Below are 19,885 nucleotides of genomic sequence, written 5' to 3'. Positions count from 1 at the left end.
TGCATTACCGATAGTGACCTGACCGTAGAACTAACATAAAGACCTTAGAAGCACTTCCAAAGAGCAAGTTAAACGGTCATATTGAGCATGTCACTCGCTATAGACTTTCACCCCGTATTACTAGACGGGGCATCAAATCAAAACCGCTACACTGTAACAACACTCATGCAGAACCTAATCGTTTGCTTGGATTTATAATGCTTAACATAAAATGCGCCACGATAAACTCACCAAACGTAATGGACTCTATACCAAAGCCGCCGAGTGTAACGCATCGCCTTGATTGCCTTGTTAAATGCCAATTTTCACGACATTTCCCGACTTAATTGACGGATTTTTATTAATTATTTGTTTAACTTGGTCAAAGTTATTATTGTCACTATAAATATACGCAAATGAGTCTACAATCTGAATTGAATTTATAAAATTCAGACTGGAATCATCAATTACTTCTGCTTTACCACTTTGAATTGAGCTAACCAACTTAGTAGCATAATTAACATTTATCTCCTTTAACTCTGGAAAATTATTTTGATTAGCGTCGATAAACTCTAGCTTCTCAACAAGTTCGTGATAAAAATCCATACATAAAAAGGACAAGCAAAGCTGTTTAGAAATAGGGAGATATATCTCTACACCCAGTACCGAAACACCTTTCGACATAAATCTATTAGGTTTGTGACAAAACATAACTACTGGATTATCAGCGATGATAAAAGAATGATTATCTGGAGCCTTAAGTAAACCTACCGCTTTGTCTCCAAATTTGTTTGCTATATTCAAAATTTCGGTACTTAAAAAACCTACATGCTGGGCATCAAGCTGTTCACAATTTAATTCATCAAAGTTTTCTATTTCGTTTGGTTCAAAACCGAACCTTCTAACAAAATCGACTATAGTTGAATTTAACTGTGACACAAATTCGCGCTGTCTTTTTACTCGTATTAGTAAGCTAGCCGCAAAGATACATAGTATTTGATGCTCGTCATCTGTTAGGAACTCTACCGTTTCTTGATCACATATTTTCGTAATTACATCACTGGAAATTGTTTCAAGTTTCGATAGCTTATGCTCAAAAGTTAGCTTATCACCTGAGCGCGTAATGTTATAAAACCCATTTTCACTTGCACTATCTCTGATTGATGCAGAAAAACAAATTTCTCTTTGTTTATCATATGTAAAAAGTTGTTCTTTTCCTTCAATAGAAAAATTTCTTAATAGAAACTGAGGGACGTAATGCTGCTTCTTAGGTGTGTTTTTAGTTACTTTATCCATAGCTCCCCAATAGGCATATAACGCCGGGCATAAGGTGATCACGACTAACCAAAAACTCCATACAAAAACTGCCGAATGTAACAAGTCACCTTGATGCCTTTGTTATGCCGGTTTAATCAATACTGATAATGATTAAAATTAAATCTCATCAAATCGGTTGTCTTCAGGCAAATTCAAATCAAATACAATAGTGTTATTGCGTATTTCAAACGACCAATCATCCTCTATACGATCTCCACCGCACATATCTTTACAGCCGTAATAAGCATCCCAATCATATTCGACACTTGCAACACCAACATCATTATCAAAGTTAATTGCAACTTCCTTAACTTCGAACGTATCAGTTAAAACTTCCGCACGCATATCATATTGAGTACTTACTCGCGCCATTCGCTCATTAAATGAGCCAACATTTACTTCGATGAGATCTTTAACAACATTTTCTAGGATTTCTTCTCGTTCTTCATCTGCAACTTTAAATTCAAACTCCAAGTGCAACTTATTTCCAATAATCATATTGATACCTCTCTTACTTAAAATTTAATTTCATATACGCTTGAGCCAAAACGGCATAGCGCCGAACATAAGGTGCGCTACAATAAACTCTCCAAGCGCACCGGACTCCATACCAAAACCGCCGAGTGTAACGCGTCACCTTGATGTTTTTGCTAGTTTTTAATCGACTAGGCCAATTGTCTCATCCAAAATATCCTTGGCTATTTCTAAAAGTTGATAATAGGTGGCGGGGTAGCCATTTGAAACTTGAAGGTTATGTAGTTCTAAGACATATGAGTCAAATTTATTTTCAATATCATCAGAGACTTCAGTCCCTGCTGGGTGACTAGCACCTAGCATATTCGCAACACGCTTTATCAACATTTCACGTGAAATTCTAATCGTTTGATGGTCTGAAGAATTTGCGGGAACCTCATATACTCCAGAAGCTAGCCATTCACTAAATGTTAACTTTGTAGAATGAGCGATCGGAGGACCTGCTTCAAATAATGCTTTCACTTCATCCGCCGTCAAAGCTCGATCTATGATTTGTACTGCTTTAACTTGAACATCAGGGCTATCTACCCCGCTTGCTAACGGTAAGAAAGTATATTTACTACCTTTTAATACATTCTTGACTTTTTTGGTCGTTTTGTAGTTTTTAAACTTAAAGCTCAACGCTTTCTTGTTTGCATGAAAATCGACATCTTTTTTCATGTCTACCCACACCCTAAGTACATGGGCTAGATCTAAGAAACTAACTTCATCTTTATCGTTCAATGCAAATTGATAGTGTTTTTCTAGTCTTTTACGCTGAATACCAATATGTTCTATTTCCACTACTTAACCTCTACAATTACTTAATTCCAATGAGGACTAACGAATAAACCTAACATATTATTTTGCGATCTTGTTTCGCATATCCACTGCTATCCGGTAGAAATTATAGTTGTTATGTTAAACGACTAACTAAGCTCACTATTTCTACCCACTCAGCCACATAACACATTAATGCTCATATTTTTGCATATCAATGAAGGCAAAACTATACATTATCGCCTTGAAAATTAGTTACTTATCAAGAAGGCGATTTAGGTCAAAAAACAGGGAAGTGTGGTAGAGGCTTTTTTGTAGATATTGGCTATGAAATTGTAGATAACAGATACAAAAATGCCGACTAACGTCGGCATTTTTATTATCAACTGTTCTACCAGATTGACGTTAACTGTTGTTCATCACGTTATCAAGGTGATGGCGCATTTCGTCTTCGGCGCGGTCAGGATCGCCGGCTTTGATTGCTTCGAAAATGCGGACATGATGCTCGCAGCTGATCTGGTGCAACTCGGCAAAAGTGTCTGGGTTGCGCGAGCGGATCAGCCATTGGATCAGCGACTCATAGATCGATGCCAACATTGGGTTGTTGAGGATATCGATAATGGTCAGGTGGAAGGCGATATCCGTTTCAATGAAGCGGTCGTAGTTCTCGACCTGCGCCAAGTTGTTCTCTAGCGCGACGGAGAGTTTCTCGACGTCTTCTTCGGTACGTACTTTGGCGGCTTCGCGGATAATGGCGATTTCGAACAGCTGTCTGAGGTGTTCGAACTGCATCTTCTCTTTGTCTTGCGCCAGCAGGCCGATAGCAATGCCCGACAGCCCGCTCAAGATGGTCTTGGCGCAAGGCTTGGTCACCCGCGTTTTCTCGCCGCTTTTGATTTCAACCAAGCCGCGCTGGGCAAGATTTTGCAATGCTTCACGCACCGACGGGCGGCCGACGTTGAATGCGGCCATTAACTCACGCTCAGAGGGAAGGGCATCGCCTTCTTTGAACGTGTTATCCAAGATCAGGCGCTCTATCTCTTCCGTGACAAAGTCTGACAGCTTGACCTTTTTAAGTGGTTTTAATACTGAGGTATTAGGAATCGACATAACCTTTCCTTTTCCCTATGGGCGCTATATCGCTCATAGTATAATGCAAAAATTACTTAGTAAAATCAGGAATTAGCTCTCTCTGAGCTGCTTGAACTCTTGCTCGGTATTGTGCCGGGATCCCCTTGAAAGGGAAGCGCATTTCCGCGCTGATACCGCTCCATTCTCCCAGCGACGCCATGAACTTGTCTGCGGCTGCATTGCAGTATCCCTCGACCTCAATCAGTGGCGCAATCTCATCACGCATAAATTGCTGTATCCGGCCCTCAACCTCGAGTGCTTCTGGGGCCAAGGCAAGGCAATCTTGGGTCCAGGCCTGCGTGGCTTTAGGGCCTAGGCAGCAAACATTAGAATAGGCCCCCAAAGCACCTTTATACGCATCAGTTGCAAGAAAATGTCCTGCAACGAAAATGGATGCTTCCTGTGCCAATTCTGTCGCGGCAATCTCTTCGGTTATTCTTGGTAGCTTGAAGCCAACGAGCGTTTCCACCTTGTCAAACAAGGTCTTGAGCTGCTGTGCAGAAAGACTGACCTTGGCGTGGGGGGGATTGTACAGGATCAGGGGCACACCGTTACAGACTGATTCAACTTTCTTTAAGAATGTCAGCGATGTTTCGGTGTTGCAAGGAAACCAGTTGGGCAGGATCACCTGAATGGCTGTGGGCTTTAGGCTGGCTGCAAACTGCGCTCTGGCAACCGCATCATTGGGGTGGCAATGGGATGCACCAATCTGAAACGGCATACCGGCCTGATGGCACTTCTCTGCCAGTAACTGGCTTATTTGCTCGAACTCTTGTTCCGACTGGGTGTAGAACTCCCCTGCGGTACCGTTGGAATAAATACCGTCAACCCTAGCCTCGATGTAATAGTCAATCTGGGCAGCAAGGCGGTCAAAGTCGATGGCTTCGTTGTTGATCGCTTCATCGTTCAGAGGCAACAGCAGTGTCGCCCAGTTTCCTGCTATTTTCATAAACTGTCTGCCTTAATCTTGATAACGATTTTTTCAACTTGCTGCGTTTGTGCATCTGTGCCTGAGTGATCCAGCAAAGGCCGGTGCCATTCGCCAGGGAAGAACACGGCACACTGGTTAGGCTCTAGGATAAAGTGTTGCTCATCGGCGATGTGCTGGCACAGGGCGGCATCATTTTCGGCGTCGTAAGCGGCTAAGCTATCAGCTGTGGTGGGTACCAACGGTGCAGCGTAGCCTTCGCTGCCGCTGAGTACCACATGCACATCGATATATTCGTGGTGCACTTCGGACAAGCTATCGGTATAGCTTTTTGTGTGGGCTGAAATGCGATTAACAAACAGCTTGTCACTGTCGATATGGGTGATGCCGGTTGGTAAGTCGGCAGGGTTATCTGCCATGACCTGTTCGATGATTTGTGCCAAGCGCGGAGACTGGGGCGCAATGTGGTGAGCGTGGGTTGTTGTGATGATCATTTTGAATATGGCAGCATTGCTGCTGCCATCCTGAGTTGTATGTTAGTGGCCTAGAGCAGCATCTGCGGTAGGAATAGCACCAGTTGTGGGAAGAAGATAATGGCCAGCAGTACCGCAATCAGCGGGATAAGGAATACGATGACTGACCTTGCCAGTGTTTCATACGGAATATTACCGACCTTGGACACCACGAAGAGCGAGACCCCCATCGGTGGCGTTAGGATGCCAAGCATCATGTTAAGCACCACGACCACCCCGAAGTGCACGGGATCAATACCTAGCTGAACCGTAATCGGTAGCAGGATAGGGATAAGGATCAGTAGCAGTGCCAGGGTTTCAATGAATGCGCCAAGGATGAACAGCATGACCGACACCATCAGCAAGAAGACGATAGGCGAGTCGGTGACCTGCAAGAACAGTTCAGCGGCTTTCATCGGGATATCTTCTTTGATAATAAGGAAACCGAACAGGCTCACCCCACCAATCAAGAAGCCGATAACCGCAGAGGTGTTGACGGTTTCGTGGATAAGCTCAATCAGCTTTTTCACCGTCAGTTTTTTGTAGACGAAGAAACCAAGGAACATGGCGTACAGAGACGCCACGACGGCGGCTTCTGTCGGTGTCACGATACCTGAGAAGATCCCGCCGATAATGATGACCGGCGTCAGTAGCGCCAGTGAGGCATCTTTGAATGACGAGCAGATCTCACGCATTGAAGCGCGTGGGTAAACGCTGTAGTTCTTCTTCTTGGCAATGACGTACACCATCACCATCAGCGCGACACTACATAGTAGGGCAGGGACGACGCCGGCCAGGAACAGTGCGCCGACCGATGCGCCAGACATCACGCCGTAGATCACCATAGGGATACTTGGCGGCATTAGCGGGCCGATAACACTTGATGCTGCGGTGATCGCACCAGAGAAGCCATCATCATAGCCCTCATCGCGCATCGCTTTGATTTCAAGCTGGCCAAGGCCGCCGGCATCGGCATGGGCAGAGCCCGACATACCGGAAAACAGCAAGCTGGCAAGAATGTTCACATGGCCGAGCGAGCCGGTGAAGTGGCCGGTGAGGTTACGGGCAAAATGGAACATCTTGTCGGTGATACCGGCAGAGTTCATCAAAAGTCCGCTGAAAATGAAGAAAGGCACGGCCAGCAGCGGGAAGGAGTTAAGTCCCGAGATGATCTTTTGTGGTGACAGGGCGATACCGGTGTTGAGTAGCAGGTAGCCAATCGAGACGACATACAGGGTGAACGCAACGGGCATACCAACGGCAAGCAGTGTGCCCCAGCTAGCAAAAATTCCAAACATAACCTGACCTATTTATCCGTAACTTTCATCAGAGGTGGGAGCTGCTTTTTCTCGGTCATCAGACCGAATAGTGCTGCGCTCGATGTACATACATTTAGCAGTGACTTAATACCAACGAGGGTAAAGCCGATTGGGACGGCCATGTACAGCCATGACATTTGGACATCCATGGTGATGGAGCCTAATCGGTCCATACGCAGGCCAAACAGGTAGCCGCGGTAGACGATGACGGCTGCCGTTGCGGCAAACACAAGGTGGATGACGATATCAAGCAGGTAGTTTGTTTTAGGGCCTAGTCGGTTAGGCACGATATCAATGGCGATATGGTCACGGCGTGACACCGCTTCGCTGGCACCGATAAAGACAATGTAGATATATAGCCAGCGGGAAAGCTCTTCTGTCCATGGGATGGCAAATGAGAAGAAGTAGCGGCTGACGATTTGAACCGTAAGGACAAGTAGCATGGCAATGAACAAGGCCACTGACAGGTACTTCTCACACAGCTCCATCTTTTGGATAAACTTTTTCATGTTCCGTTACCGTATTGAGTGGCAAAGGCTGAGCCCTTGCCACTGTTATTGGTGTTATTTGATTGTCATCAGTGTTTGGGTGAAGCCTTCGCCGAACTCTTTATCCAGCTCTGCGTAGTAAGGCTTCATTGCGGTACGGAAGTCACCCAGGTCTGGGTGGGTAACGGTGACACCGGCTTCTTTGAACGTGACCAAATCAGCTTCGGTGTTTTCAATGATACGCTTCTCGGCTTCTTCGCCGCCGGCTTTAAGTGCGGCCATCAACCATTCTTGCTCTTGCTTGCTTAGGCTAGACCAGCGCTCTGCCGAGATAGAAATCGCCTGATCCTGAACAACGTGGTTGGTCATCGCGAGGTAAGGTTGTACCTCGTAGAACTTCATCGCTTCGATAGAAGAGATTGGGTTTTCCTGTCCATCTACTGCATTGGTCTGTAGGGCAAGGTAAACCTCGGCATAGGCGATTGGTGATGGGATAGCGCCCACACCCTTCGCGTAGTTGATCAGTGCTTTGGCATTCGGGGTACGCAGTTTCATCCCGCGCATATCTTGCATGCTGTTGATTGGCTTATTCGAGGACGTTTGGCGAACACCAAAGAACCAGCTATCGATTGGCTTTAGGTTGAAAACGGTTTCAAGCTCGTTACGTGCATCCATGCCCCAGCTGCTATCGAAGATGGCGTTCAGGTGTGCGTAATCGCGGACTAGGTAAGGGGTTTCGAGTGCGCCCAAGCGTGGTAGGTACTGGGCATAGCCACCGAATACCTGCATAGACATATCCAGCTCACCCAATGACACCTGCTCAAGCATTTCATGAACATTACCCAGCTGGCCACCTTCGTAAAGGCGAAGGGTCATTTCACCACCAGAAATGTTTTTTAGCTCTTCGGCTGTTTTCACCATTCCGTGGTAGATAGGGCTGTTGTAAGCCTCATTGAAACCCACCTTTAGTTGCAATGATGCAGAGGCTTGTGCCGCGAATAGGGTAGAGGCGATCATGCTTAGGGTGAATAGCTTTTTCATTATTATGTCCTTATCTTCAGAGTCGTATTTTTATCGTTGTGTAGGGTTTAGAAGTTCACTGTGTTGTGCAGTGGTTGTTGTGCTAACAACCGATGGATCTGGCTAATGTAAACATCAATTTTCTTGAGGTTTTCAGTCGCCGAGCCACCTCCGGTATGCTGGGTCAGGTAAATATTATCGGCCTCCCAAAGCGAGGAAGACGCTGGGAGCGGCTCTTGTTTGGTGACATCAAGCCACGCCGTGAAGGCTGGGTGCTGCTGGGCTTTGTGCAGCAAGTCCTCTTCGTTGACTACTTGGCCGCGACCGACATTGGCAAACAACGCATCGTTAGGCAGGGCATTGAAAACATCGGCATCAATGAGGTTTTCAGTGTCGGTGGTAGCCGGAATGGTCGAAATCAAGATGTCACACTGGCTCGCTGCCGTGATGAGCCCTTGCTTGCCTTGTTGCTCCATGTCTGCGTTATCAAAGGTGGTGACGGTAGCGCCGAAGGCTGACAGCAACTGGGCGGCTTGTTGCCCGATGCTGCCGTAGCCGAGCATCAATACGCGGGCTTCGGAAACTAAACGCTTGGTAAAGCGGATATCGTCTTTGGCCCACAGCTTGCTTTCCTTGGCTTTGTTAAGCGCAGGAAGCTGGCGGTAGCTCGCCAATATCCCAGCAAGGATCTCTTCAGCCACAGGCCCCGAGAAAAATCCCGCGAGGTTACAGACTGTGATGTCGCGATCGGCTGGCCATTGGTAACCGTTAAAGTTGTCGATGCCGACCGAATCTAGCAATAGGGTATGAAGCTGCGCCATATCGCCGATCCAGTCAGTATTAAAGTTACCGATAGCAATCTCAGCCTGCTTGGCCTTGGCAAAATCGTTCGAACCATCGTTGAAGATGCAGTTCAGGTGATCGGGCAACTGTTGACGGAGGTAGTTGGCCTCGTCGGTGTTGAGTACTGGGTGAATGTATATGTTCATCGTCGTTATCAAGATTATGTAATGAAATTTATTGCCCGATACTGGGCGGTTTGTTTTATTTATTAGTTAGTTATTAGCGATTTATTGTTTGTGGCAACTGCCAGTTCTGATGGCTTAGCTCTAGTTGTTTGAGTCCCTCTTCGAGAGGAAAACAGTGGTAAACCGCTTGCTCTGAGAGTGGGAACGCCTGTTCAATTTCCGGCGTTAAGGTAACGCCTAAACCGATGTCGTCGCCGAGGTGAAAGTGCCCGTCTTTGATCCGTCCTTCCAAGTCGCACATGGCATGGCGCAGGGCAAAGTGTGGCATTGGGTATTCAATCAAATTGCAGCCGGTTGCGAATGCCGCGACGTAGTTGGCCATCATCGCAATGGGTCCACCCCATGAATGCACGACCGGATTTACGCCCGTTTTCTGCGCCGCTTGGCAGACGGCAATGGTTTCGCTGATCCCGCCAAGTACCGATGCATCTGGCTGGATAACGTTGTAGTAGCCTTTGTTGAGTCGCTCAAACAGCTCTTCTTTGGTGGTGACAATTTCCCCGCCGGCGACAGTAAGGTTGTTGTTAATGGCTAATGTCGGGAGTTGCTCCAGTTTATCTAACCCAAGGCACTCTTCGACAAACACCAATGACTCACCGGTTTTGGCTTTAACCTCGGTGCAGAAAGCCAGTACCTGCTCGGCAGTTTGTCCTTCGACGGCCAGGTTTTGGGTCATATCGACCGCGACACCGATACCATGTTGCTTGGCGGCATTGATGGTCCAGACGGTCTTATCCACTTGGTTATGACGGGCGCGGATCTTGATGGTTTTGATACCGCGCTTGGCGAGCTGGCTCAGCTCTGTCGCCATTGCCTCCGGTGTCAGTGAGTCGCCACCAGAGCCATACATGGCGATGGAATCCACTTTTTTGCCACCGAACAATTCAACCGCCGGGATTTCTCGGCTTCTAGCAAGGGCATCAACCAGTGCGATTTCAACCGCAGAGATCGCATGTTGAGCGGCTCCTTGCAGTGACCAATAGGCCGTTACGTTTTGTGCTTTAGCGATTGTCTTGGTAATACCGTTGCCAATGTCATCGCCTGTGATGGCATTAGCAATCAAATCAACGATGCTGGTAAATACATGCGGGGCGAATACGCCGAGGTATCCTTCACCGAGTCCTTTTACACCGTTATCAAGTGTGATTTCGACCATCGAGCAGTTGCGCAGCCCGTGCGGAAGGTGAAGGGCATTTTCTGCACAACCGTCGAAACCGTAGGGTGCGCTCAGCAGTACCGGGCGTACATTTACAATCTTAGCCATTACAGGGCTCCTTTCAGTAACGGTAGGAAGGCGGCGCCTCGCACTCCGCTGGAGTCACCGTGAACGGCTTTAACCACTGGCGTTGATACTGATTTGCTGAAGGTATTGGCGCTAAGCTTTTGCTGAACCAGCGGGTAGATGCTGTCTTGGTTAGACATGCCGCCACCCAGCACAATAACTTCAGGGTCGATAACATTGACGATACTGCCCAGCGCGCGTGCAAGTTGATCTGCATATAACTCGATATGAGCTTGAGCGGCTTGGTCACCTTGCTTAGCCCGTTCGAAAATGGCCTTGGCTGATAGGGACGGGTGTTTGAGGGCATAAGTACGCTCAAAGCCGGTACCGGAGCAGAACGATTCAATACAGTTGGTTGAGCCGCAGTAGCACTCGGTGCTTTCGCCATCTTGCTCGGCATTGAAGCCCGGTAGCGGGTTGTGGCCAATTTCACCACCAAGGTTATTGCGGCCATTGACGATGTTGCCGTTCACGATAACACCCGAGCCACAGCCGGTGCCGATAATGACGGCAATACAGGAGTTCTCAGCCTCTTTAGCGGCACCCGTTTTGAATTCGGAGATCGCAAGGCAGTCGGCATCATTGCCAATTTCAATCGGAAGATCGAAGTGGCGGCGTAGATCACCAATGAAATCCTGCTCATTAAGATAAAGGATGTTTGATCCCTGCATCAGGCCTGTAGTCTTGTGTAGCGAGCCGCAGCAACCGATACCGATTGAGCTAGGGGCTTGCGTTTCACTCAATTTTTCAATCGTCGTGATCACGGCATCGAGAAAAGCGCTGTAACCTTGCTTAGGTGTTGGTGTTCGGATCTTTTCCAGCAGTTCATAGCTGGTAGGATCGAGGCTGACGCCCTCGATCTTTGTACCACCAATATCTAGGCCAATTAGCATAGTCCGGCCTCAATCAGCTGGTCTAGCTTGGCTTTGTTTTCATCAGTCACGACGTTGAGTGGGCGGCGGCAGTATTCATTGGCAATGATGCCTTTGCGCATTAGTACGTATTTCAGCCCTGGGATCACGCCTGCGCCAACTAATGTATCAATAACGATATTGGCTTCGCGCTGCAGTTCTGTTGCTTTGGCGGCGTCATTGTTAGTAATGGCATTTTGAATCGCGATGATACGCTCAGCCTGGATATTATAGGTTGAGCCGATCCCACCTTGAGCGCCTGCGATAAGGCCCGAAGCCAAAATTTCATCGAAGCCGTTAAATACCGTTTTATCAGGGTTTGCCCGGGTTACTTGCTCCATCTGGTACAGGTTGGCCGACGTTTGCTTCAGCGCGACAACACCTTCAATGTTCAGTAGCTCGCTGATTTGCTCACCAGACAAGTTCATGCCCGCAAAAGCTGGGAAGTTGTACACCACCATTGGCTTGCCTGCCGCTTGGATGATGTCGGTGTAGTGTTTTTTGAGTTCATTGAACGCAACAGGGTAGTAGAAAGGCGTTACTGCAGAAATCGCATCGTAAGGCATTGCACCTGCTGCTCGGGCAATGGTTTCACTCTTTTGAGTTGAGATATCACCAACATGCGCGATCAGTTTGACTTTCTTTTCTGCGGTTTCGGCTGCACCTGCGGCTTCTGCCGTCAATGCGAGGGTTGCGATACGCTCTTCGGTGGAGCATAAAAATGCCTCAGCAGTCGATCCGCCAACGTATAGTCCGTCTAAACCGCTTTTACAGTTGAATTGGATCAGTGATAGCAAATCTTGATTATTGATAGATTCGTCAGCATTGAAAGGTGTTAGGGTTGCTGCATATAGGCCTGAGAAGTTCATTTTGGGTACTTGTTCCTTATTTTTCTGGTGGAGCAAGTATCCTGTTATACCAGTATACCTTCTGTGATTGATCTCTCAGTGCATGATTTGTGAGCATAACTTACAGCCACGTTGAGATATGCGTGGGTAAAAATGCGCATTTAGTGCAAAAAGTTACATTTATCGCGCGCAAAACATGATTGAAGCCTATTTTTTTGGGGATTCTTGGGGACGTCTTGGTTTTTTTGGGTATTGCTTGGCGGTTTATGTTTACTTCATCTTTATGACGGATTGTTGGAAGTCTGTGATCACTCTGTTTAATGTTTTTTAAGCAAAGCCTTAAAATAAGCCATCAAATCAAAGGAATAGTGGCTGGCTGATGGAGCAGATTTTCGAGTGGCTTAAACCCGCAGTACTGACAGACATACAATTTGCCATCTTGATCTCTCTGAGCTTTGTGACGTCGGCGGTCACGGCATTGATGGGAGCGGGTGGGGGCGCGCTGTTAATCGCAGTGATGGCGAGCTTTATGCCTGCAGCAGCCATTATTCCGGTTCATGCCGTGGTGCAACTTGGCAGTAATGGTGGGCGATTACTGTTGATGCGAAGGTTTGTCGATAAGCACTTGGTGATGTGGTTTGTTGTCGGTACGGTCATCGGGGCTTTGATTGGCGGTAATATCGCGGTTTCGCTAGAGCCGGCTTATCTGCAGTTTATATTGGGTGGCTTTATTCTCCTTAGTTGCTGGGTGCCTATTACTGCGGCCCTGAAAGGCAAGAAAAGCCTGACAGTGCTGGGTGCTCTGACGTCATTTTTAACTATGTTTGTCGGGGCCACAGGCCCATTTGTCATTGCCTCTATGCGGCATATTATTTCGGATAAACAAAAACTCGTCGGCACCATGTCGGCCTTGATGTCGGCACAGCATTTGATTAAGGCGGTTGTGTTCGGCGGGCTGGGTTTTGCTTTTGCCGACTGGCTGGGCCTGATTGTGCTGATGATCCTCACCGGCTTTTTCGGCACGATGGCAGGTCAGGCGCTGCTTGAGCGGGTATCCAATGAAAAGTTTCAAATTGCTCTGCGTATAATGCTGACCTTTTTGGCGCTGAGGCTGCTCTGGTCTGCGGCAGAGCAAGTTATGCTATGATATCTGGATGATGAAAAAGTTACTTAATCTTGAGCTGGGCTATGTGTTTCCAGTGCTAGCTATTACTGCTTTTATACTTTGGTTTATAAACTATCTTATTTTAATGCGTTAATTAAAAAGCACCTCGAAAGGTGCTTTTTTGCTTTTTACCAAAATACACAAAAGGCTAAGCGGGTAAGGGTGTTAATCGACTTTTTGATCGAGAAGCTAGCAGCCTAATTATTCCTGCAAAAACTGATTGGCCACTTCCACTTCCTGCATTTTCATCAGCTGGTGGGCGGTTTGCATATGCTGGGACATAACCTGTTTGGCTTGCTCGGCATTTCCACTTCGCAGAGCTTCAACCAGCTGTTTCTGGCTCTGTACCCCGGTTAACCACAGCTGGTGGTTTTCGGGTTCATACAGTTTTTTATAGATGGTGAGCTCTGTGAGCATTTGCGCCGTAAAGCGGACAATGAACTTTAATAGTTCATTGCTCGAATAACTGGCAAGCAGACTGTGAAACTCAATCGAGGCGACATGGTGCTCTTGCTCCTGATAGATATCAGCGGGCGGTGTGCAGTATTTTTCGATTTGTATTTCAAGACGATGTAGCTGATCTTCTGATAGTTTTCCTGCTAATGAGGCGGCGACATCTGGTTCGAGCGATTGACGGATCTGATACAGATCGGAAATAGAAACATCTTTAAAGAAAAGGTAATTGCTTAGCAGAGACTGCGCCTTGCTTTCGCCCATTTCAGCGACAAAAGCGCCGCCTTTGGGGCCTGTTTTGGTCGCTAAAATCCCTTGAGCGTCCAAAATCCGCATACTCTCACGCACGGTACTTTTCGACGCATCAAATAGCTCCATGACTTGCTGTTCGTTGGGAAGCCGATCTCCGGGCTTCAAATTTTCTTCGACAATCCATGTCTTGATTGACTCAGCAAGTTGTTGCGTTCGTCTGCCTTTTGCGCTGCCTGTCACGATTACCTCGAAGTGCTATTAATGCTTTATTTACTTGCTGTTAGCGGCTGATTCTTACCAATATTGCGCGACTTGTCACCTTCTTTTCTCGTCAATTGGGAGGTAAGAAAGTCAGGTTTGAAGGTTAACACCTGTGTCTCATAATTCCTATTTATCATGATAAATAGCTTTATTTTGATATTTATCATGATAAATTACGTCCAGCTATGAGCAAAAATAGAACGATTTAGATATGACGGGACTAAAGGAGTCTGCCAGCCTGACGTGGGAATGGCTGGAGGAAATAGCACGTTGTTCGCAAACATCCCACCCAGATACAGATGGGGTGACGCGGTTATGTGCTTCGAAAGAGCATGGCCAAGCGAATGACAAATTACGCCAATGGATGCTGGCTGCCGGCATGCAAGTAAGAATGGATAATGCGGCAAACTTGATTGGGCGTTACCCAAGCAAGGAGCCAAATGCCCAGACGCTGATCTTCGGATCGCACCAAGACACGGTTCCCAATGGCGGAAAATATGACGGGATCCTTGGTGTGATTGCTCCTCTTGCACTGGTTCATTATTTCAACCAGAACAAGATTACTTTTCCCTACCACATCGATGTCATTGCTTTCAGTGACGAAGAAGGCACGCGGTTCCAGTCTACCTTACTGGGGTCAAAAGCGATTTCCGGCACATTCGAGCCTGCCATGCTGGATGCGGCTGATGCACAAGGCATCACTATGCGTGAGGCATTGGCGCAATTTGGCTGCCAGCCTGAACTCATTGAAAACGATGCCTACCAATCTGATGAGGTGCTGGGGTTCGTCGAACTGCATATCGAACAAGGCCCACAGCTTGAACAAGCGGGATTACCTGTCGGTATTGTCAGCGCCATCACGGGTATTGAGCGCCATACCTTGTCGATTAGAGGCAAGGCGGGTCATGCCGGTACCGTGCCGATGAACATGCGCCAAGATGCCTTGGTTGGTGCGGCACAGGTTATTCATTACTTCGATCAGCTCTGCAAAGGGCAGGATGACCTAGTGGGCGTGGTTGGAAAAATTGAAAACTTCCCGAACGGGGTCAATGTGATCCCGCAGCAAACGAACATTACTATCGAGCTGCGCTCTCCTAATGACACTTCACGGCTTGAAGCCCGTGAAAAGTTGCTCGAGCAAATTGGGCAGATCATGGCTGACTATGATCTTGGCTATGAGCATAAACTGATTTACGAACAGGCGGCCGTGATTTGTTCTGAGGGTTTGTCATCGATGCTGTCGAATGCAACCTCGTTGGCGGGCATCGAGCCAATGCACCTATTTAGTGGGGCGGGGCATGACGGACTGGCAGTAACACACCTCACCGATATTGCCATGCTGTTTATGCGCTGTAAGAATGGTGTGAGCCATCATCCGGATGAGGCCATCACTCAAGCTGATTTGTTATCAGCATTGGATGTGCTTCAGCAATTTTGTCTATTGCTCAAAGGCGATAGCCGCTGTAGCTAGGAACGGTTACAGGTTTTAAATATCAGGTACGACGGAGAAAAAATATGGATATGACAGAGAAGATGGCTTCAGAGGGGAAGCGGCCTTGGTATAAGAATATGCCAGATCCTATGGTGCTTATTTTTATGATACTGGTCGCGACTTATGTGCTGACATTCGTAGTGCCTGCGGGTGAATTTGAGCGCGTGGTGGCCAATGGTCGCACGACAGTAATACCCGAGTCTTTTACTTATTTAACTGATACGCCAGCGGTCCACTTTTTCGATATTTTTGTTTCTATTCCCAAAGGCTTGATCAGTGCTGCGCCCTACCTGTTTATCGTCTTTATTGCTGGTGGCTTGTTCCACATTCTGCAAAAAACCGGTGCACTTGAAAATGCCATCGGTGTGGCAGTAAATAAAGTCGGTGTCAAAAATCGCAATGTTATCATCACGGTAGGTACCTTTATTTATGGTTTCTTCGGTGTCGCAGTCGGTTTTGAAAACAATATTGCCTTAGTGCCGGTAGCTGTATTGATTTCAGCGGCGGTGGGTTACTCATCCCTTGTCGGAACGGTAATGGCTGTCGGTGGGATCGGCATTGGTTTTGCCCTGTCACCAATCAACCCTTACACCGTCGGTGTTGCACAGGGGATTGCAGAGCTGCCAACGTTCTCCGGTGCATGGCTACGTACCTTGATGGTCGTTACATCGCTTGCCCTGCTGGCTTATTTCATTTGCGCCAAAGTGACCAAAATGGACTTTAAAGAGCCTGAGGGGACTGAAGGGCTAACGAAAGATCTTTCTGAATATCAGCTTGGCGGTAAAGACAAAGCCACCCTTGGTGTTTTCTTGGCAGGCCTTGGCATCATGCTATACGGTGTGTTTGCGAACGGTTGGTATATCAATGAAATTGCTGGTCTATTCCTACTGATGGCGATAGCAATTGGTATGGTTAACGGGCTAGGTGCTAACGGTATCGTGAAGCAGATGATGGAAGGCGCTTCAGGGGTGACGGCGGGTGCGCTGGTTATCGGTGTCGCTGCCTCTATTCAGGTGATTTTGGACCAAGCTCAGATCATCGACACTATTGTTAATGCACTAAGCTCGTTGATTCAAGATATGCCGATTGCTGTTTCGGCCATTGTTGCCAGTGTGGTTCAGGGCGTTATTAACCTGTTTGTTCCATCTGGTTCAGGCCAGGCGATGGTGACCATGCCGATCCTCGTACCCGTGGCTGATTTGGTGGGCATGAGCCGCCAGCTGATGATCACGGCGTTCCAAGTCGGTGATGGCCTGACAAACCTTATTGTTCCAACGTCAGGCGGTACGCTTGCGATGCTGGCTCTAGGCCGTGTGTCTTATGAGCAATGGCTGAAGGCGATTTTGCCATTCATGGTGCTGGTTTACGCACTATGTTGGGTTGCACTCTTCATCGGCCAACTAGTCGGTTATTAATGGGTTTTACAGACTGAGAATCTATGACGATTTCACTTATTCACTTTAACCCCAAGACAGGAACCTCTGCCTCTATAACGGCAACTGGCGGTGTGTCTGTCGGCGGTTATGTTAACCACAGCTGGCGTGGGTTAGGAGCATGTGCCACCCAAGGGTTGTTTACTAACCCATGGTATGCAGATAAAGCGAAACAGCTTTTGGCTGAAGGCAATGATAGCGAAGAGGTTATCGAGCGGCTTAAAAGTGAAGATGCCGGATATGATCAGCGCCAGTGTATGGTGATGGACCGCCATGGCTCTGCCGCATTTATTCACGGCGACGAGAATATTCCGGTTATTGGTTCAGTTACGTTTCCGCATATTGCGGTCGCTGGCAATATGTTGGAAAGCGAGAGCGTACTGCATGGTTTTTCAGAAAGCTTTATTCATGCGGTATGTACCAACCCTGATCAGGTGTTGCAGCACAATGCAGTACCAAGCTATTACCAAGACTATGAGCAGTCATTACCCGAGGTGTTGATCACTGCACTGGAAGCCGCATTGGCAAGTGGGGGTGATAAGCGGGGAACGTACTCTGCTTCGCTTCGTGTTGAGAGCATGTGCCAAGCACCGATTGATATTCGGGTCGATTGGTCTGATGACAGCTTAATTGCGGATATGCGAAAGGTGCTGGGCCATGTGAGAGGTGAAGGCTTCCAGTCGTTCTTGAGCCAATTACCTACGATGTGATCATTTCCCTCAATGGATAAAAAAAGAGCCTGCATTTGCAGGCTCTTTTTTTTATGTTGTCTTTATCGGCCTCCATTTGAAAAGTATTGATAATGCTTGGCTGTTAGAATCCGGCGAAGGCTCTGTTGCGAACTTAGTTAAGGAGCCATAATTAATATTAATGAAATGATAAATTTAGATTTTATTCCTTAATTTAAATAAAGAATTCAGTATTCACTTGATATGTGTCGATATTATCTTATATTTGGTAAATGTCTCGGTGGTATTTTTATGCCAAGATATATACATGTATGTATATTTGCTCAGATAATTATTACTTATGGATTTAAAATGGCCAGATTAGCCTAGGTCTGAAATATACCCTTCAAAGAAATATTATTTAAAGGATTAACTAATGTTAAGAATATCTTTACTTTTTACGTTGCTTGTATCGGCAAATCTTGTGTATGCAAATTGTAAAGTCCCATCAACCTTAGAAAACTTAACTATTATATCATCGACAGACCCGACTTATAGCAGTGTCAATCCAAATGCTGGTGATGTTTATCGAGTGCTATATGCTAAAGATAAATATACAGCAAAACTTTTAAATAAAAACCAACCAGACTATAAAGGTGAATATTCTTATAGTGTTTTAGATGATGTTAATGGTGTTGGACTTTTTACTGGTCATGAAGGATTACCTTTAAAAAAGCCAACGCACACCATATTATTCAAGTGTGTTACGGATGATTCTGGTACTGCAATATTCACCCAGACGCCAGGAATTAATGAGCCAAAGTCAAGGCAGAACACAGTAAGATATTTTATTCTGAGGTGAGGCTTCGAGGTTAATTAACGCCTATTTTATTAATGAAAAGGATGAGTAGATGATAAGTCAGCAGGCAAAAGTAATTTTGAGTGTTATTGCCGTCATGGGAAGCAGTAAGGCCTTGGCTGCAGATAGGACAAATCCGAAACCAAAGCCATCTTTGCCGAATATCGGTGATTTGGATAGGTTACTAAATTGATGCTACTGAATGTTGGGTGTTTGACTCCTCAGGCAATACTCTCTCAAACAAAGGGATATAATAATGAAGTCTTCTTGTGGTTTTATAGCGTTTGCACTTTTTGCTTCAGTAAATGCTTTTGCAATGGAAGGACCGACTTACTGCGCAGATCTAGAAGGGCAGTGGCAGGCTCCTGACGGTAGTCACAGTTTTGATATGACTATTGAAAATACAGGTCTTAGCTGCGGTGAGAACTGCGTGATACTTAAAGCCAAATACAGCCTTACTGATGGCTATTTTGAAAATGGGCTTTACTGCTCTGAAGCGGTCACGGCTGAATCAGGTACGGCAGCAGGGCCAAGGCCTATGGTCTTAGCATTTGAAAACCGGGGAGGCGGTCACTCAATAGCAAGCTATGTCCCAGAGTTGCAGCAGCTTTGGGCTGGAGTGATCCCTACTTTAGATGGTAAGCAGATACCTAGAATGGATTCTTATTGGTATAGGAAGACAAAATAGGGTTCTGTCGCATACTTTGGCAAAAGGTGGCTCCGCTGCAAAGTTTGCAATGGAGCCTATTCTTCACATTACCTGCCAGAAGCTCGGTGAAGGAGGCATTGTCTTTTGGCAGTTGTCGAACTAGTCGGTGATAAATCTCTGGATGTCTTTATCGGCAGTCGTAAGCGGTGCCGAGCAAGGAGACCGAGGTGGTAAAGTTATGCGGTGACATGATCACCACGGTATCGGCACCCATCTGGTAGGCGTTGTTTTTCAGCTCATTGACCGCACCTTGGATAAGCAGGTCATTGCTGTAAAACAAATAAGAATACCAGTGGCCTTCATTACCGGTGACTTCTCCCACCCAGCTGCATTTTTCTAGGTTGAGTAAGTTGGTGGTTAACACGCGGACTTGGTTGGCTTGAGGAAGAAGCTCTTCGCTTGGTGCTGCACAACCGACTAACACCAGGCTAACTAAGCCTGCCAATAATATTTTTTTCATTTAAATTTCAAATAACCCACTGGTAATACCACAAATCGGCATTAGGTTAGCATCTTAATGGTCCTATGCTAAGTGGG

21 protein-coding genes are annotated in these 19,885 nt (G+C 46.7%); 6 read left to right on the top strand and 15 right to left on the bottom strand.

From position 1 onward, the window contains the following. Positions 1 to 291 precede the first annotated feature (291 nt). The 13 genes from L4D79_RS08340 to L4D79_RS08280 form a co-directional block, all read right to left on the bottom strand. A complete protein-coding gene (locus L4D79_RS08340) occupies positions 292 to 1,275 on the bottom strand; it encodes a DUF4238 domain-containing protein (protein WP_428649871.1) in 984 nt (327 codons plus the stop codon). A 138-nt stretch (positions 1,276 to 1,413) separates the two neighbouring features. Next, positions 1,414 to 1,794 carry a hypothetical protein gene (locus L4D79_RS08335; RefSeq protein ID WP_428649868.1) on the bottom strand — a complete coding sequence of 127 codons (381 nt, stop codon included), beginning with the start codon at positions 1,792 to 1,794 and terminating at the stop codon, positions 1,414 to 1,416. A 159-nt stretch (positions 1,795 to 1,953) separates the two neighbouring features. Further along, positions 1,954 to 2,613: a hypothetical protein gene (locus L4D79_RS08330; protein WP_428649866.1), complete on the bottom strand. Its 660-nt coding sequence runs from the start codon at positions 2,611 to 2,613 to the stop codon at positions 1,954 to 1,956. Between the two features lie 381 nt (positions 2,614 to 2,994). Next, positions 2,995 to 3,699 (bottom strand): FCD domain-containing protein, encoded by a 705-nt coding sequence (locus L4D79_RS08325; protein WP_428649864.1) that lies wholly within the window; start codon positions 3,697 to 3,699, stop codon positions 2,995 to 2,997. 52 nt (positions 3,700 to 3,751) lie between these two features. Next, the gene (locus L4D79_RS08320) at positions 3,752 to 4,669 is read right to left on the bottom strand and encodes a dihydrodipicolinate synthase family protein (protein WP_428649862.1); all 918 of its coding nucleotides are present in this window, start codon (positions 4,667 to 4,669) and stop codon (positions 3,752 to 3,754) included. Beyond that, entirely contained in the window at positions 4,666 to 5,142 is a 477-nt protein-coding gene (locus tag L4D79_RS08315; protein ID WP_428649858.1) for a NanQ anomerase/TabA/YiaL family protein, read from the bottom strand. The genes L4D79_RS08320 and L4D79_RS08315 overlap by 4 nt, the downstream gene beginning before the upstream one ends. A 50-nt stretch (positions 5,143 to 5,192) precedes the next feature. Next, positions 5,193 to 6,458 (bottom strand): TRAP transporter large permease, encoded by a 1,266-nt coding sequence (locus tag L4D79_RS08310; RefSeq protein ID WP_428649855.1) that lies wholly within the window; start codon positions 6,456 to 6,458, stop codon positions 5,193 to 5,195. A gap of 8 nt (positions 6,459 to 6,466) precedes the next feature. Next, entirely contained in the window at positions 6,467 to 6,988 is a 522-nt protein-coding gene (locus L4D79_RS08305) for a TRAP transporter small permease (protein ID WP_428649852.1), read from the bottom strand. A 54-nt stretch (positions 6,989 to 7,042) separates the two neighbouring features. Beyond that, on the bottom strand, positions 7,043 to 8,008 hold the full coding sequence (locus L4D79_RS08300) for a sialic acid TRAP transporter substrate-binding protein SiaP (RefSeq protein ID WP_428649850.1): 966 nt from the start codon (positions 8,006 to 8,008) through the stop codon (positions 7,043 to 7,045). A 47-nt stretch (positions 8,009 to 8,055) separates the two neighbouring features. Continuing rightward, positions 8,056 to 8,976 (bottom strand): NAD(P)-dependent oxidoreductase, encoded by a 921-nt coding sequence (locus L4D79_RS08295; RefSeq protein ID WP_428649847.1) that lies wholly within the window; start codon positions 8,974 to 8,976, stop codon positions 8,056 to 8,058. 73 nt (positions 8,977 to 9,049) lie between these two features. Further along, positions 9,050 to 10,279, bottom strand: coding sequence for an enolase C-terminal domain-like protein (locus L4D79_RS08290; RefSeq protein WP_428649844.1), 1,230 nt, complete (start codon positions 10,277 to 10,279; stop codon positions 9,050 to 9,052). Then, positions 10,279 to 11,190 carry an ROK family protein gene (locus L4D79_RS08285; protein WP_428649841.1) on the bottom strand — a complete coding sequence of 304 codons (912 nt, stop codon included), beginning with the start codon at positions 11,188 to 11,190 and terminating at the stop codon, positions 10,279 to 10,281. Before L4D79_RS08285 ends, L4D79_RS08290 begins: the two co-directional genes overlap by 1 nt. Next, positions 11,184 to 12,077 (bottom strand): N-acetylneuraminate lyase, encoded by an 894-nt coding sequence (locus L4D79_RS08280; RefSeq protein ID WP_428649838.1) that lies wholly within the window; start codon positions 12,075 to 12,077, stop codon positions 11,184 to 11,186. Before L4D79_RS08280 ends, L4D79_RS08285 begins: the two co-directional genes overlap by 7 nt. Positions 12,078 to 12,435: 358 nt before the next feature. On the opposite strand from L4D79_RS08280, the gene L4D79_RS08275 reads away from it, so the two are divergent. Continuing rightward, positions 12,436 to 13,203, top strand: coding sequence for a sulfite exporter TauE/SafE family protein (locus tag L4D79_RS08275; protein WP_428649835.1), 768 nt, complete (start codon positions 12,436 to 12,438; stop codon positions 13,201 to 13,203). Positions 13,204 to 13,422: 219 nt separating this feature from the next. On the opposite strand, the gene L4D79_RS08270 is transcribed toward L4D79_RS08275, so the two are convergent. After that, complete coding sequence (locus L4D79_RS08270; protein WP_428649833.1) at positions 13,423 to 14,166, bottom strand: FadR/GntR family transcriptional regulator; 744 nt, start codon at positions 14,164 to 14,166, stop codon at positions 13,423 to 13,425. A 232-nt stretch (positions 14,167 to 14,398) separates the two neighbouring features. Here L4D79_RS08270 and L4D79_RS08265 point away from each other — a divergent pair, with 232 nt between their 5' ends. From L4D79_RS08265 to L4D79_RS08245, 5 genes are all read left to right on the top strand, one after another. Continuing rightward, positions 14,399 to 15,658 (top strand): M20 family metallo-hydrolase, encoded by a 1,260-nt coding sequence (locus L4D79_RS08265; RefSeq protein WP_428649830.1) that lies wholly within the window; start codon positions 14,399 to 14,401, stop codon positions 15,656 to 15,658. 44 nt (positions 15,659 to 15,702) lie between these two features. After that, positions 15,703 to 17,094: a YfcC family protein gene (locus L4D79_RS08260; protein WP_428649828.1), complete on the top strand. Its 1,392-nt coding sequence runs from the start codon at positions 15,703 to 15,705 to the stop codon at positions 17,092 to 17,094. Between the two features lie 23 nt (positions 17,095 to 17,117). Then, entirely contained in the window at positions 17,118 to 17,822 is a 705-nt protein-coding gene (locus L4D79_RS08255; RefSeq protein WP_428649826.1) for a DUF1028 domain-containing protein, read from the top strand. A gap of 394 nt (positions 17,823 to 18,216) precedes the next feature. Beyond that, on the top strand, positions 18,217 to 18,642 hold the full coding sequence (locus tag L4D79_RS08250) for a hypothetical protein (protein ID WP_428649823.1): 426 nt from the start codon (positions 18,217 to 18,219) through the stop codon (positions 18,640 to 18,642). A gap of 253 nt (positions 18,643 to 18,895) precedes the next feature. Further along, positions 18,896 to 19,327, top strand: coding sequence for a hypothetical protein (locus L4D79_RS08245; protein ID WP_428649820.1), 432 nt, complete (start codon positions 18,896 to 18,898; stop codon positions 19,325 to 19,327). Between the two features lie 148 nt (positions 19,328 to 19,475). Here L4D79_RS08245 and L4D79_RS08240 read toward each other — a convergent pair whose 3' ends face one another. Further along, positions 19,476 to 19,808, bottom strand: coding sequence for a DUF4156 domain-containing protein (locus L4D79_RS08240; RefSeq protein WP_428649817.1), 333 nt, complete (start codon positions 19,806 to 19,808; stop codon positions 19,476 to 19,478). Positions 19,809 to 19,885: the final 77 nt, after the last annotated feature.

The organism is Photobacterium satsumensis (assembly GCF_050336935.1).
Lineage (GTDB): Bacteria > Pseudomonadota > Gammaproteobacteria > Enterobacterales > Vibrionaceae > Photobacterium > Photobacterium satsumensis.
The sequence above is the reverse complement of the archived record's forward strand: the minus strand, read 5'-3'. Positions and strand labels throughout refer to the sequence as shown.

Bases quoted from the DNA above. Each gene is read 5' to 3' on its own strand.
- L4D79_RS08340 (WP_428649871.1), bottom strand. From the start codon at position 1,275: ATGGATAAAGTAACTAAAAACACACCTAAGAAGCAGCATTACGTCCCT.
- L4D79_RS08335 (WP_428649868.1), bottom strand. From the start codon at position 1,794: ATGATTATTGGAAATAAGTTGCACTTGGAGTTTGAATTTAAAGTTGCA.
- L4D79_RS08325 (WP_428649864.1), bottom strand. From the start codon at position 3,699: ATGTCGATTCCTAATACCTCAGTATTAAAACCACTTAAAAAGGTCAAG.
- L4D79_RS08320 (WP_428649862.1), bottom strand. From the start codon at position 4,669: ATGAAAATAGCAGGAAACTGGGCGACACTGCTGTTGCCTCTGAACGAT.
- L4D79_RS08315 (WP_428649858.1), bottom strand. From the start codon at position 5,142: ATGATCATCACAACAACCCACGCTCACCACATTGCGCCCCAGTCTCCG.
- L4D79_RS08310 (WP_428649855.1), bottom strand. From the start codon at position 6,458: ATGTTTGGAATTTTTGCTAGCTGGGGCACACTGCTTGCCGTTGGTATG.
- L4D79_RS08305 (WP_428649852.1), bottom strand. From the start codon at position 6,988: ATGAAAAAGTTTATCCAAAAGATGGAGCTGTGTGAGAAGTACCTGTCA.
- L4D79_RS08300 (WP_428649850.1), bottom strand. From the start codon at position 8,008: ATGAAAAAGCTATTCACCCTAAGCATGATCGCCTCTACCCTATTCGCG.
- L4D79_RS08295 (WP_428649847.1), bottom strand. From the start codon at position 8,976: ATGAACATATACATTCACCCAGTACTCAACACCGACGAGGCCAACTAC.
- L4D79_RS08290 (WP_428649844.1), bottom strand. From the start codon at position 10,279: ATGGCTAAGATTGTAAATGTACGCCCGGTACTGCTGAGCGCACCCTAC.
- L4D79_RS08285 (WP_428649841.1), bottom strand. From the start codon at position 11,190: ATGCTAATTGGCCTAGATATTGGTGGTACAAAGATCGAGGGCGTCAGC.
- L4D79_RS08280 (WP_428649838.1), bottom strand. From the start codon at position 12,077: ATGAACTTCTCAGGCCTATATGCAGCAACCCTAACACCTTTCAATGCT.
- L4D79_RS08275 (WP_428649835.1), top strand. From the start codon at position 12,436: ATGGAGCAGATTTTCGAGTGGCTTAAACCCGCAGTACTGACAGACATA.
- L4D79_RS08265 (WP_428649830.1), top strand. From the start codon at position 14,399: ATGACGGGACTAAAGGAGTCTGCCAGCCTGACGTGGGAATGGCTGGAG.
- L4D79_RS08260 (WP_428649828.1), top strand. From the start codon at position 15,703: ATGGATATGACAGAGAAGATGGCTTCAGAGGGGAAGCGGCCTTGGTAT.
- L4D79_RS08255 (WP_428649826.1), top strand. From the start codon at position 17,118: ATGACGATTTCACTTATTCACTTTAACCCCAAGACAGGAACCTCTGCC.
- L4D79_RS08250 (WP_428649823.1), top strand. From the start codon at position 18,217: ATGTTAAGAATATCTTTACTTTTTACGTTGCTTGTATCGGCAAATCTT.
- L4D79_RS08245 (WP_428649820.1), top strand. From the start codon at position 18,896: ATGAAGTCTTCTTGTGGTTTTATAGCGTTTGCACTTTTTGCTTCAGTA.
- L4D79_RS08240 (WP_428649817.1), bottom strand. From the start codon at position 19,808: ATGAAAAAAATATTATTGGCAGGCTTAGTTAGCCTGGTGTTAGTCGGT.